The sequence below is a fragment of the Xenorhabdus entomophaga genome, assembly GCF_037996725.1.
GTDB classification, from domain to species: Bacteria; Pseudomonadota; Gammaproteobacteria; order Enterobacterales; family Enterobacteriaceae; genus Xenorhabdus; species Xenorhabdus khoisanae.
The window spans coordinates 17,027-29,499 of sequence record NZ_JBBMXH010000055.1 but is presented as its reverse complement, the minus strand read 5'-3'; the positions used below and the strand labels follow the sequence as shown (position 1 = coordinate 29,499).

The following is a 12,473-nucleotide window of genomic DNA, read 5'->3' as shown; positions in this document are numbered from 1 at the left end:
CTCCGTGTCGATGCGCCCATGCAGCTTTCTGTCTTCCGTGTCCCGTGCCGCCTGTTCTCCTGCGATCAGTTGGTCAGTGCGGGTGTTGCTGTCGGTGATGGCCTGTGTGCGGGTTGCCTGCTCCGTGTCGATGCGCCCATGCAGCTTTCTGTCTTCCGCGTCCCGTGCCGCCTGTTCGCTGGCTATCAGCCCGTCAGTACGTTTGTTGCTGTCGGTGATGGCCTGTGTGCGGGTTGCCTGCTCCGTGTCGATGCGCCCATGCAGCTTTCTGTCTTCCGTGTCCCGTGCCGCCTGTTCTCCTGCGATCAGTTGGTCAGTGCGGGTGTTGCTGTCGGTGATGGCCTGTGTGCGTTCATTGCGCTCAACGCTGAGGCCAGATGCCAAGTTTCTATTGGTTGCATCAATGTTGCCCTGCAATTTTTTGTTCGCCGCGTCCCGTGCCGCCTGTTCTCCTGCGATCAGTTGGTCAGTGCGGGTGTTGCTGGCAGTAATGGCCTGTGTGCGTTCATTGCGCTCAACGCTGAGGCCAGATGCCAAGTTTCTATTGGTTGCATCAATGTTGCCCTGCAATTTTTTGTTCGCCGCGTCCCGCGTCGTCCGTTCGCCTGCGATCAGTTGGTCAGTGCGGGTGTTGCTGGCAGTAATGGCCTGTGTGCGTTCGCCCCGTTCTGCATCAATGCGACTATTTAATTGAGAGTCTGCATTTTCTCTAGCTGATTTTTCACCATTAAACAAATTAGTTGCATGAGATTTTGATCGCGCTTCACTATCTACCAGTTGTTTAAAATTGGTCGCATCAGTATTTCCTGTTCCGTTCGCAACATTTGTCAGAATTTTTTCAGAACCGGCTTTACCAAATGAAACAGAATTTTCTCTATCGGTTTGTGATTCAAAACCAATAGCAATCGAATTGTTATGATTCGCCTCTGCGTGATTACCCAACGTAACGGTCGCCTTCCCAAATGATTTTGCTTTTTCACCTATAGCAACAGATTCCCAACCGTCAGCACGAGAATCACCACCATATGCCGTGGCAAATTCACCTCTCGCGCTTGAACTGTAACCCGTAGATGTTTTTAAATGAGCAGACGCTAACGCTTGAGTTGATAATACAGTAGTGACCAAAACAGATAAAATTGCTAAATTAAACGGTGTAGTTTTCATATTAAATTTTTCTCATCATTAATTTGCATGTAACTGCTAACAACTAATCTGTCCACTTTCCGCTGGCGTTATTCCATCCAGTGATAGACTCTTTTTTAATCCATTCAGGATTACCCTCATAACGAAGCGTTCTATTTAAATCAGTCCATTCATGGTTGATATACGCGCGACAATAATTTGGCAGTTCGTTTTTAATACGGTAATAGGTTTCATTCCAACAATTTGGATCTTTTCCACCTGAACATTTTCTAACCTTTTTTTCTTCATAGAGAAATTTATTTAAATATGCGGCATCACAACGCCCTGCACCGTTAGCAATAGCATTAACTAACTCAGGCATACCCGCATCACTTGATGCGGGGCAAAGCTGTAAGAAGTCTTTTCTTGCGCTAACCGTATCTGACCAGAATTTTTTATTTATACCGAAGTAACGAGCCAGTGATGGTGCACATTCACTAGGTCTTGTTCCCGATGAAAGACAAAGTGTTGCTTCGCAAGCAAGACCAACATCACCTGTTAAAACATTTTCATCCGCTTGACTCATTATCGGTAATAAAGCCAGCAGAAAGCAGATAGGTTTATTTTTCATTCATTACATCCCTTACAAAATCAATGTGAGTATAATTTTCAGGAAAATTAGGCTGACTTACCCAAATTACATTTGCGGCAGCGCCTAAATTAATTAATGCTTGTTTTGAATTCTCAAACTTTTCTTTATGTTTAGTGTGAATGTAAATTTTATTTGCGTTACCCAACGCATAATAAAATTCGATAGTATCGGTATTAGCATTCAAACGGCTGTTAATAGAATATTTCCATACTTCATTACTTTTAGATGGAATTATTGTTTTAATTCCTTTCACCATAGGGAACTGACCGTTAATTAAATTGATTTTTCCAGAATCAAAATCAATCGGCGTAGGTTTTGGTGGTGTACCTGAGCAACCAACAATAGCCATTGAAAACATTACAACTAAAAATTTATTCATTTTTTATCCTTATATACAGTTTTCTAAATCGGGAACATCATCAATTGCCAAAAAACCATTAGCGACAATCTCATGTTCAAAAACATCTTGTGACGGCATTACATATTTTCCTTTTCTCTTAACGAAATAAGATGCAACCATTGGCGATACTTTCATAAAATCACCATAGAAATATTCATCCTGATAATAAAACGCTTTATGACATCTGATAGGGTTTTCGCCTTTCATTGAAAGTATCTCTTCCTCAAATGCCAACGTAAGCAACTCATTTGATGTAATTAGCGGGCGCTCAATTAAACTTTCAGATTCTGAGCGAGAAAGCCCGACACGGCTTGTACTCTTACTTTTTGAATCTAACGTAACAGTCTTAGTACCCATTGCGTCAGAAAGCTCTTTTGCATCTTTAACATCAGATGCTGAATACACGATTTTACAAGGCGCGCTGGCTAAAAGCGTTTTACTACCGGCATAGCTGTAAATTTCTTCTAATTGTGAGCCAACTTGATAAACAATAAGCAGTTTTAATTTATACCCAGCAATCAGACCAGATTTACTTTTAATGTATTCCACTGCACCAATTGACGGAAACTCATCAAGTAAGAAAAGACAATCATGTTTGATTTCAGGATCATCAGTTGGCATTTTTTCAATATTAACTTGTATCGCCAATTGGAAAAATATATTGGTAATTTTTTCTGCTAATCTTGCGTTATCACCAGATACACAGAAATAAATTGTCATTCTCTCTTTTCTGACTAGTCTTAAATCAAAATCATTTCCATCCGTGGCAGCTGCAACGTTCGGGTTGGCAAAAGGTGATAATCCATTTAAAAAATTACTTTCAACCTGAGCTTTTGTTTTATCTTCCATCTTAACAAAAGCATGTAATCCTGAAATCCCGATATCAATCAGCTTCTTAAAATTACCATTATAATCACTACGGATATCATTTAGAAAATTAAGCAAATCCTCCGGCTGCGTCCGATCATAAAGCTGATTGATTTTTGACATTGAAAAAATAGGTTCAATATCCAAACTTTTTATTCGTTGAATATCTTTTTCAATTAAAAAATAATGGGTGATAGCCATTGCTTTTAACAGACCTCCCGCAGTTTTATTAAGATAACTTCCTGCATCAGCACCATCTGTTTTATACGGATAGATAATCAATGCAATATTTTCTAGCTGATTAAACCCCTCACTTGTACCCATGTTGACATAATACAAAGGGTTAAATCTGTGTGTCCGTGGGCTGAACGGGTCAAATTTAAAAACTTTTTGTTGTAAAAGTACCTTTCTGACTAAGCTGGTAATATTAAAACATTCGCGCTTAGGATCGAGAATTATCACACTCCACCAATATTTTAATAAATTAGGTATAACTATACCCGCTCCTTTACCAGCCCGCGTCCCGGCTCCCATTGCACTAAATGCAGCACCAACATATCGAATTAATTTTTTTTCTTTAAGCCCTACAATGATACCTTTCTTTTCCTCACCTCCTATTGTAAAACTTTTTGATTTCCTTATATCTTGCATGTTTGCAAATTTTGCATCACCAAAGATATTTTTCTTATCTTCGTTCAATTTTACCAATGCCAGAATCGGCAAAATTAAAGAGATAAAAAAACCGACAACAATTGATAGGTAAGCTATAGTTTTTATCTCAACCATAACATCACTATTAAACAAACTGGAATTGAAAGCAGATATATTATATCCATCAAATATTTTAAATATTGCCTTTAAGGGTTTTATTCCTTTTATCTGATTAAAATAAAGACCAATAAAAATAGCGGAGCCAATTAAATAAGCAGTGCATAAAGTGATTATCCCCATGAATACGGATTGTGGGCGATTAAACATTTTCATTATCAACATCCTTATAGTAAATCTCATTGAGATAGCGAACACGCCCCTCACGGTTTACCTGCAAAATAATATCAATGCTTTCGAGCACTTTTTTCTTGAGAACGTCATACGGTAAATTATGACACTCTGTATTTTGATAACAGCGCTCTACCAAACCCTCGATGGCTTCACGGACACTACCTGCATGAATTGATGTCATACTGCCGTTATGACCGGAACCTACGATTTTAATAAAATCCCATGCTTCACCGCCCCTGACTTCTGCAAGCAAAATACGATCAGGTTTCATCCTGTAACAAGATTTAACCAATGTACCAGCGGTAATGATTGCATTTACACTAGTACCAGCCTCAGACGGATAAAACAAATGCACATAATTTTTATGAATATAAAATTTTATTTCTTCGGTGTCTTCAATAGTCATTAACCGTATATCAAGAGGAATAAAATCTATCAGGCTTTTCATATAAGTTGTTTTACCTGATCCGGTTCCTCCTGCTATAACTACTGTTTTACCTGCCTTAACAGCCAACTCCAAAAATTCAGATATTTTTTTACCTTGATATAGTTTTTTTAATTCATCATTTACATTTTTCTTTTTTTCACCTGTCGATACATAGCGATAGAAACCGTTTTGTACATATTCAGAATGTGGAATCTGCCTTATTGATGGTTTCCTTATAGTGATAGAAACTGTTTTCGGCTCACAGGCAGGCGGAAAAACAACTTGTACACGTTCACCAGATTCCAGTGTTGCCGAAAGCATGGGTTTTACTTCGCTAATTTCATCCTTTTTAAAGGACGCAAGAGTACGGGAAAACCGCTGGCAAAAATCAAGGGTCACAGCATCATCTTTATGAGACACCCATTCCCCGTTAATTTCCGTCCATACTTCGTGTGGACGGTTTACAGCTATTTCAGTTAAACCCTCTGTATCAAGATATTTTTGAAAGACAGCACGTTTATAATGATCGAGAGATTTGTTAGTAATAATTGAAATAGGAGCCGCCATAATTATTTTGCCTTTAATTCATATACATCAGAAAAATCAATATCATCACCAACCAAAATCCCGATAACATCACCCTGATTTCTGTACATTGTCGGCGGTATGTTTATTGAATTTTCTAACGCGACTTTTGCCATGTCCGCCAGTGATTGACGGGAATTTTCTGTATAGTCAGTATTCCGGTCTTTTTTACCAGCCTGATCAGCAGCAGCAGCGGCAACGTCCTGAACCATACTCAACATCATTGCCCCCCCAAAGCGATCCCAAAAATGGCTGTCAATCCAACCACCGATACCGCCCTCACCTAATGCGCCGCTTGCTGCTGTGTTACTCAATACTATTTTTTTAAAGTCCGGCGTTCTCAACTGATCCCAAATGATAAAAATACGCCCCTGACCATGCCGTAACATACCCGCTTGATAATGACCAAAGGCTTTAGTGCCTTTTTCCATCAATTTAACATTGTGGTTAGCACTCCAGACATCTGCTGTAATTACACAATTAATCTGCCCTGCTACATCTGAAACAAATCGGGTAGTTAACGCACACGGAATAACCTGATTGGCTTCGATGTATAAATTAGGATCAAGTGTTATTGATGTAACTTTCATGCCTGAATCTTTACTAACTTTATTATCCTTTTCAGATTTATTGCTTTCACTGGGAACACTGTTATCCTGTCTGCTTTCATTTTTGGCAGATGAATTTGTGTTACCTGTGTTTCCAGAACCCGTTATTGGTATTGATAAATATTTTTGAAAACCACTGTTACTAGGTTTTTCACTATTACCAGCGGAACCATCATTCTTTCCAGACTTAGCATTGCCGGAGTCTGTTTTTTTATCACTAACTGTAATTACAGTATTTTCAATAGGGTCAAAATTACGACCTAAATCAGTTCTCGCTTTTACGTTTTGAGATTGATTATCGTTAGCAGTTTTCACCTCTTCTTGATGTTCTTCTTTAAAGAAATTTTGGTAAATTTTTAAACCTAAAATTCCTAATATAAGCAAAGCAGCCAGAGAAAAAAGCGCATTAGTTTTAAATTTATTATTTTTCTTTTTTTTCCCACCGATGCTATGCGGCTGAGAATTAATTAAACCAGACTTGTTAGCTTCTTCAATCAAATCGTCAGTATTTTTTATTTCAGTCATTTTTTAATCTCCGCACGTTCAACTGATTCAGATAGTGTGTTATGCTGACTGGAAATTATTTTCCCGAAAGATTGATTTTCTATACCGACAACACTATTCCCATACCTGAGCACAAATTTATCATTGACAGAATGAAGAACCATTACGCGATATTTTCCTTTAACTTCAACGTTAAAAGATAATGATTGTTCTTCATTATTTCTGAAAGCAAACGCCGCCGGAAATGTTTTGTTTGCGTTAAAACCTAAATAGGTAAAAACACCATTATCATAAGCAAAATCAGGAGTTATTTTTCTGCTATCATATTTTTCATTAACACGCATTGAATAATCCCAATTCTTAGGGGCATTTGCCTTTTCAAAACTTTGAGCAATCCGTTTTTTATTATTTTCTTCTTCCACTTGTTTTTGAGCGATTAACATATCCTCTCTTTGTTTTTTCGCTTCCTCCTGAGGATATTTGTACTGAACAACATAAGCCGGTTGATTTTTATCACCCTCTCCAATTAAAACCAAATCAAAACTATAAATACGCTTTGTTGTTCTGACCAACAAGTTACTATCCCATTCCTTAACCAATGGCTGAAAAACTCGTTTTGTTGTTCCTCCCTCACCATTATCTATCGCCTGAGCAACCGGACGGGGGAAAATATAAACAACGTTATCCTCACTGTTAGCATTCCATCCCTCATTAAATCCGGCTTTAGCGCTTATTACGGCTTCACCGGTATCAAAAACAATTGTGGTTAAAAAACCGACTTTAGATTTAATCACCGTTGTATTTGACGCATTATAAGAAACACTCTGCATCCTTTTATCGTACTGTGATGATTGAGGAATAGCAGCGGCATAACTTAATACAGGGAATAACAAACAAGCTATTAATAATTTTTTCATCATTCCCCCCTGATTTCTTTTGCTACATCAAAACTAGTCACAGTAAATCCTAATGGATTTAAATCACGCTCTGCACTTGAATAACTTTTCTGTAAATTAAAGCGATAAGTTACCCTTGCCGTCCAATACTCCGTATAGCTCTGCCCTGTTTTAAAGTTACGAGTGATCTTTTTAAACCTCAGTGTCGCCAGTTTATCCGGCACGGTAGCATCAGAAATAATATTAGAAATAATATCAACGATCACACCGGCGCTATTATTCATATAAACTTTGTCCGGTGCCTGTGGGCTTTCAAAAAGCCTCAAGTAAGCGTCTTTTACCGAGTTTGCGCTATAAATCTGAATAGTTTCATAATCAGATTGTAATGATGAGTAGTTATACCCCTCTCTTAATTTAATATACCGGTCAACAAAATAACGCCCTAACGCTTCCGTTTGTAGAATCTTTTCTTGTTTAATATCGGTGATTAATTCCGCGCGTCCAGTTGTGTTATCTACACTGACAACTTTTAACTCAACCGTTTTCAACGGGGATAACATTGCAACTGCCGTAACTGAACAAACAGCAATCACAGAGGAAATTGTTGCAATAAACCATGCGATTTTTTTTGACTTCTCATTATCTACATAAATTATTTTTTCAAATGATTTTGCTGTTTCTGTCATTTCTTTTATTTTTTTACTCATGTTCAATAACCTGACTGTTGTTGATTGGTTCCGGATTTCCCGCCACATCAGATGGGAAATGTTTTGATTGAGCACATCCGGTTAATAACGGAATTGATAAAATAAACACGGTAATTAATTTTTTCATGCTGCATTTCTCGCCTTAGCTTGTTCAATAGTTGCCAGTCGTTTCGCTTGTGCTCCAAGCACCCCAGATGATGCCAAAACGTCATAACTTTTATCCGCGCCTGTGCGAACAGATTGACCAACCCAATTACCCGCCTGACCAGCTAAAGATTTATCACTATCTCGCTGCTTCCCTGCCAATCCATAGCCTAAACCCACACCAGACCGACCAGCAGACGCGCCTAAACGCCCCGCAGCGACACCGGCAATACCTAATCCCATCATAGCCATACCCTGAACTGCACCGTCCACGCCAGCACCGGCTAATTGAGTCGCAAACGATCTTGCAATTAAAACCAGTAATGCTGATAACATTCCTGCCATGAAGCCCATAGCACCGGATGTAATAATATTACTGATTGCAGAAGCATTGATTACCTGTTTTAAAATATCGCCCTGAAAATCCATTCCAATACGAATAACCAGAGAAGCGAATAACACGGTTAAAATGCTGGAAAACATCATTTGCAGCCAGTTATTAAACATCGAACGAAGAAAACCAAACATCAGGCAGAAAATAAAAATAGGGGCGGTGATAGTTAATAAGTTCATCGTCACATCAGCAACCAGATAAACCACTGTTCCGATAGCCATTAAAATAATGGAACCCGCCCAAACTAAAATCATGCCGACAGCACCCGCCATCGGTACAAAATCAGTGTCTTTTTGATAAACCTTATCCGCTAAGTTTTGTGTACTTAACCAGAGATTATCGAGCGTTTTCCAGACAGAAACGCCGCCGGAAAAACCGTCTTTCATTCCCTGTAGCGCATCAGTCGTGCTGGTTAAATACCCCCCTGCATTTGTCACAAAAGCGATAATGATGCCGAACTTAGCTAAATCCCATGCAAGATCGGCTAATGGTGTCTGACTTTTGCCCGCAAGTGTCTGATAGCCTTTCCATAATACATATAACGTAATCGCGGCAGCGGAAAGGCTCATAACATCATTTGCAAATTGAGTTTGATAACTGTCACCGATATTTTTAATCGATTCCATTATCGTATTATTAAATTTTACAAAAAATCCTTGAGCCATTTTTTCATCTCACATTAATTAAATGTTGGTACAGGAGCATTCATTTGTTGTTCTCTTAATGCCGCTTTTTCCTGAGCATTAAACATTTCCGCATCAGCTTTATTTTTATTATCCCACACGTCATATTGCATTTTTATAGCCTGAACTTTTAGTAACTGAGCCTGTAATCCGTTTGCCAAATCTTGAGATTCTTTAATATCTTTCGCATTTTCAATGCGAGAACTTAAAGACTGAATTTGTTTCATTGACTGAGCAAGTTGTTTATTAATTTCAGTACCCTGTTCAATATTAGCCGCATTTGTGATCACTTTGGCTTTACACAGATTATCTTTTGATTGAACGCCTGAGCTACACATATTAAATGCTCCGTATTTATTAAAAAGCGATTCCGCTTCCTGACTTAACATTCCTGTAGGGTTTTTTGAAAAATTCCCCACAAAAGAATCGCCTTGTTTATAAATATTTGTTAATTCAGATTGCAGATTTTTAATCTCATTGGTAAATGCACCAATTTCACGAATACCTGTCGCTGCTGCTAACTGATCTTGATACGCCTGAATCTGGTTTTTATAGTGTTGCGCTGTTTCACCCCACTGTTTAACTTTCTCAACCCACTCAGCTAACATCTGAGTATTTTGAGCACCATCAAAAACAGGAACACCGACGCCAAATGATGCAAAAGAAACAAATAACATGGTCACTGATAACATTACTTTTTTGAACGTTTTCATATTTTCACCTAAATAGCCTTTTCGAGAAATTGAGGAACCCATTCATCAGGTTTCATACCATCAGTAAAAATAGATTCAAACACATCTAAGTTATCCGCACTGGCTGATAATATTTTCATATAACGACCAACGCCGGATAAGTCTAACGTAGCTAATGCAGAGAATGACCGGTTATCATTTTTTTTCAGGCTGCTTTTTTTAATCAAAAACTGCCGTGATAACGGATCAATATTTTTTATAATCTGAAATTCTTCTGGTGTTACCTTAAATCCATTAACATAATCATCATAATCAGCATCAGGATTGGCTAGATAAATACTTGTACTACAGACTTCAACAACTGCTCTTGAGATTTTATTTTTCAGAATTTCATCAGGCGATTGAGTAGCCGGTATAACAAGACCGTTTAATTTACGGATAGTTTTTAATTTGTTATACACAAAATCACTAAACGCTTCATCTTGTAACCATTTCCAGAACTCATCTAAAAACAGAATTAATCTTCTTCCGTCTAAAAGCTGAGTAATCCGGTATAAAAGATAAAATGTAATTGGCGGACAAACTAGTGGATCATCCAAAAACTCCGTTCCGTCGATTCCAAAATTGTTTTTATCTTTAACATCGAGGGTATCGCTTTCATTGTCAAAAACCCATCCCTGCGCACCACCATTAGCCCATTGACGCAAGCGTATAATTAACCCGTTTTCTAATTCATCCCTGTTATTGCTTTGCATAAGATGCTCTAACATCCTAGATACACCGTATGACCTCATATCCAGCGGCATAGCCATAACAGCTTCTACAGCATCACTGATAACCTCTATTTCCCGCGTTGAGAGTTTTTCGCCATTACGGGTACAAAGAATGTGCATAAGCTGTTTGATAAAAACTATATTTCTTTTTGTATTTTCCAGTCCAAAAGGATTCCAGCCAGTCGGCTCACCACTTTTAACCGTGTAATACTCGCCGCCGAGCATTCTTAAACATAATTCTGCGCCACGGTCTTTATCCAGGTAAACGCATGTTGTTTTTTTGACCTTTGCTGACGCTGAAAATGTTTTTTCATTATTATATTTTTGTAGCATCACAGCTAAAAAACTCAGCATCATAGTTTTACCTGAGCCAGCCGTACCAATTACCTTTGTATTGGCCAAATTTTTTTCTCCTGTTTCATCTTTAAATAAAGATGAGTTATGCAAATTTAAATAGTACGCCTGATTACTGGGTGTTTTTAAAATTGCAATAGCTTCGCCCCAACAATTTTTATTTCTCTTACCCTGATAGAAATTATGGAACGATGCCAATTCTACATAGTTAATATTCGATATCGGCGATAAACGAGGTCGCAAATGAAAAACAGCCGGTAACTGTGAAAAATAAGCCGCTGGCAATGACAGCGTTGATAGTGAAATTATCAAGCCTAAATCAGTTAAATCAGATGAAATTTTACTGATTGATTGATTTAATTCTTTTTCGCTATCAGAAAAAATAATCAATGTAAAATGATAATAACCAAATGAAATATTACCGGCAACAATATCATTTTTCGCAATTTCAAGTTCTTTAAGCTGAGTTACAGCATCATCTTCTGTACTTTTAAGTTGTTTTTCTACACGCTTAACTGTTGAGATAGCTTCTGTTTTGCTCATTGATGTAAATGATTGAGTCATTACATAATCAGATGATGAATACTGTAACGAATCGAGAAAACCTCCAATCACTTCCGGTGAATAATCTTTAATTTCAATTGAACGAAAGAAACGATCACCATTCATTGATTTTATTTGTCCTGTATCATAATTACAAAACAGGTCATTGCCGCCAAGCACCTCATAAAATGGGGTTTTAGTCACTCTGACTTTTTGACGATTTCCGGTTAAAAGATATTGATAAAATTCTAACTGAGAAGAATAAACAACTTCGTCTTTTTCATACATACCAAGTAACCGGCATGTGAATTTATCTAACCCGCCCTCAATAGTTGAAATGATATCTTTCATTTTACTGATATTAAAATCTATCATTTCTTTTTTTTCATGAAGCGATGCTTTTTTTCGCTCCATTTTGTCGATTTTACTATCAGGACGGAATACAACTGTAAAATATAGAGTGTTACTTTTAAATTTATTTTCTCTTAATTTTGAATAATAAAGCTCTGATATCTTATCAGCATATTCATTTCCAGATAATGTATCAAAACTATCATAAAAACTTTCACGGATTGAGCTATGATAAAATGATACTGGCAAGCCTGAGTAAGAACGTAACAACGTTGCAAACTGGTTATCAATAATTGCTAATGTATTGGCTGAAACCGATTCAAAATCAGTTCCCATAACCTGAAACGTCACGACATAATCATTATTTTTAGTTTTAATGATATTTTTATCAACATGACTCGAGAAAGGAATATATTTACTAAGCGGTATTCTTTCATTTAGTTTCATAGCATTAACAAACTCATCAATAACAATCGGCTCATATTGCGAGGATAAATAAGCACTCGCCCCAAAAAATTTATTACATTTAGCATTACCCAATGTTTTTAATTTAAGACCAAATAAATTAAAAATGTGATCATCGGTTTTTGTAATTAGCCTGAGAATAAAAACACATGGAATAATGGCAATCCAAATTAATTTACTAAAATAAATCCCACTCAGAAAAAGTGTTCCTATAGCCATTGTTAAAGGGACAATAGGAACACCCATATACATAGCAGGACGAGTCATAGCTTTATATAGTAATGACATCTATTGCCCCTTTAGT

Annotated in this window: 11 protein-coding genes and 1 pseudogene; all 12 read right to left on the bottom strand. The window is 37.4% G+C overall.

Annotated elements, in window-relative coordinates; genetic code table 11:
• Window positions 1-1,164 (bottom strand): annotated as a pseudogene (locus AAC854_RS12710) (hypothetical protein); the annotation flags it as partial.
• Window positions 1,165-1,207: 43 nt separating this feature from the next.
• The gene (locus AAC854_RS12705) at window positions 1,208-1,753 is read right to left on the bottom strand and encodes a TrbM/KikA/MpfK family conjugal transfer protein (protein WP_340617422.1); all 546 of its coding nucleotides are present in this window, start codon (window positions 1,751-1,753) and stop codon (window positions 1,208-1,210) included.
• Window positions 1,743-2,153 carry a hypothetical protein gene (locus AAC854_RS12700; RefSeq protein ID WP_340617421.1) on the bottom strand — a complete coding sequence of 137 codons (411 nt, stop codon included), beginning with the start codon at window positions 2,151-2,153 and terminating at the stop codon, window positions 1,743-1,745. The genes AAC854_RS12705 and AAC854_RS12700 overlap by 11 nt, the downstream gene beginning before the upstream one ends.
• A 9-nt stretch (window positions 2,154-2,162) precedes the next feature.
• A complete protein-coding gene (locus tag AAC854_RS12695; protein WP_340617420.1) occupies window positions 2,163-4,025 on the bottom strand; it encodes a type IV secretory system conjugative DNA transfer family protein in 1,863 nt (620 codons plus the stop codon).
• Window positions 4,012-5,037 carry a P-type DNA transfer ATPase VirB11 gene (gene virB11 / locus AAC854_RS12690; protein ID WP_340617419.1) on the bottom strand — a complete coding sequence of 342 codons (1,026 nt, stop codon included), beginning with the start codon at window positions 5,035-5,037 and terminating at the stop codon, window positions 4,012-4,014. Before virB11 ends, AAC854_RS12695 begins: the two co-directional genes overlap by 14 nt.
• Before the next feature lie 2 nt (window positions 5,038-5,039).
• Window positions 5,040-6,188, bottom strand: coding sequence for a VirB10/TraB/TrbI family type IV secretion system protein (gene virB10, locus AAC854_RS12685; RefSeq protein ID WP_340617418.1), 1,149 nt, complete (start codon window positions 6,186-6,188; stop codon window positions 5,040-5,042).
• Entirely contained in the window at window positions 6,185-7,084 is a 900-nt protein-coding gene (locus AAC854_RS12680; RefSeq protein ID WP_340617417.1) for a TrbG/VirB9 family P-type conjugative transfer protein, read from the bottom strand. Before AAC854_RS12680 ends, virB10 begins: the two co-directional genes overlap by 4 nt.
• The gene (locus AAC854_RS12675) at window positions 7,084-7,770 is read right to left on the bottom strand and encodes a VirB8 family type IV secretion system protein (RefSeq protein WP_340617416.1); all 687 of its coding nucleotides are present in this window, start codon (window positions 7,768-7,770) and stop codon (window positions 7,084-7,086) included. The genes AAC854_RS12680 and AAC854_RS12675 overlap by 1 nt, the downstream gene beginning before the upstream one ends.
• On the bottom strand, window positions 7,763-7,897 hold the full coding sequence (locus tag AAC854_RS12670) for a putative periplasmic lipoprotein (RefSeq protein ID WP_340617415.1): 135 nt from the start codon (window positions 7,895-7,897) through the stop codon (window positions 7,763-7,765). The genes AAC854_RS12675 and AAC854_RS12670 overlap by 8 nt, the downstream gene beginning before the upstream one ends.
• Window positions 7,894-8,934 carry a TrbL/VirB6 family protein gene (locus AAC854_RS12665; RefSeq protein ID WP_340617414.1) on the bottom strand — a complete coding sequence of 347 codons (1,041 nt, stop codon included), beginning with the start codon at window positions 8,932-8,934 and terminating at the stop codon, window positions 7,894-7,896. The genes AAC854_RS12670 and AAC854_RS12665 overlap by 4 nt, the downstream gene beginning before the upstream one ends.
• Window positions 8,935-8,987: 53 nt before the next feature.
• Window positions 8,988-9,704, bottom strand: coding sequence for a type IV secretion system protein (locus tag AAC854_RS12660; protein WP_340617413.1), 717 nt, complete (start codon window positions 9,702-9,704; stop codon window positions 8,988-8,990).
• 8 nt (window positions 9,705-9,712) lie between these two features.
• Window positions 9,713-12,457, bottom strand: a complete 2,745-nt coding sequence (locus tag AAC854_RS12655; protein WP_340617412.1) for a VirB4 family type IV secretion/conjugal transfer ATPase — start codon at window positions 12,455-12,457, stop codon at window positions 9,713-9,715.
• Between the last annotated feature and the right edge of the window lie 16 nt (window positions 12,458-12,473).

What these genes read in the sequence shown, in the direction of transcription:
- AAC854_RS12680 (WP_340617417.1), bottom strand. Translation starts at nt 7,084, where the DNA reads ATGAAAAAATTATTAATAGCTTGTTTGTTATTCCCTGTATTAAGTTAT.
- AAC854_RS12700 (WP_340617421.1), bottom strand. Translation starts at nt 2,153, where the DNA reads ATGAATAAATTTTTAGTTGTAATGTTTTCAATGGCTATTGTTGGTTGC.
- AAC854_RS12660 (WP_340617413.1), bottom strand. Translation starts at nt 9,704, where the DNA reads ATGAAAACGTTCAAAAAAGTAATGTTATCAGTGACCATGTTATTTGTT.
- virB10 (WP_340617418.1), bottom strand. Translation starts at nt 6,188, where the DNA reads ATGACTGAAATAAAAAATACTGACGATTTGATTGAAGAAGCTAACAAG.
- AAC854_RS12705 (WP_340617422.1), bottom strand. Translation starts at nt 1,753, where the DNA reads ATGAAAAATAAACCTATCTGCTTTCTGCTGGCTTTATTACCGATAATG.
- AAC854_RS12655 (WP_340617412.1), bottom strand. Translation starts at nt 12,457, where the DNA reads ATGTCATTACTATATAAAGCTATGACTCGTCCTGCTATGTATATGGGT.
- virB11 (WP_340617419.1), bottom strand. Translation starts at nt 5,037, where the DNA reads ATGGCGGCTCCTATTTCAATTATTACTAACAAATCTCTCGATCATTAT.
- AAC854_RS12670 (WP_340617415.1), bottom strand. Translation starts at nt 7,897, where the DNA reads ATGAAAAAATTAATTACCGTGTTTATTTTATCAATTCCGTTATTAACC.
- AAC854_RS12675 (WP_340617416.1), bottom strand. Translation starts at nt 7,770, where the DNA reads ATGAGTAAAAAAATAAAAGAAATGACAGAAACAGCAAAATCATTTGAA.
- AAC854_RS12665 (WP_340617414.1), bottom strand. Translation starts at nt 8,934, where the DNA reads ATGGAATCGATTAAAAATATCGGTGACAGTTATCAAACTCAATTTGCA.
- AAC854_RS12695 (WP_340617420.1), bottom strand. Translation starts at nt 4,025, where the DNA reads ATGAAAATGTTTAATCGCCCACAATCCGTATTCATGGGGATAATCACT.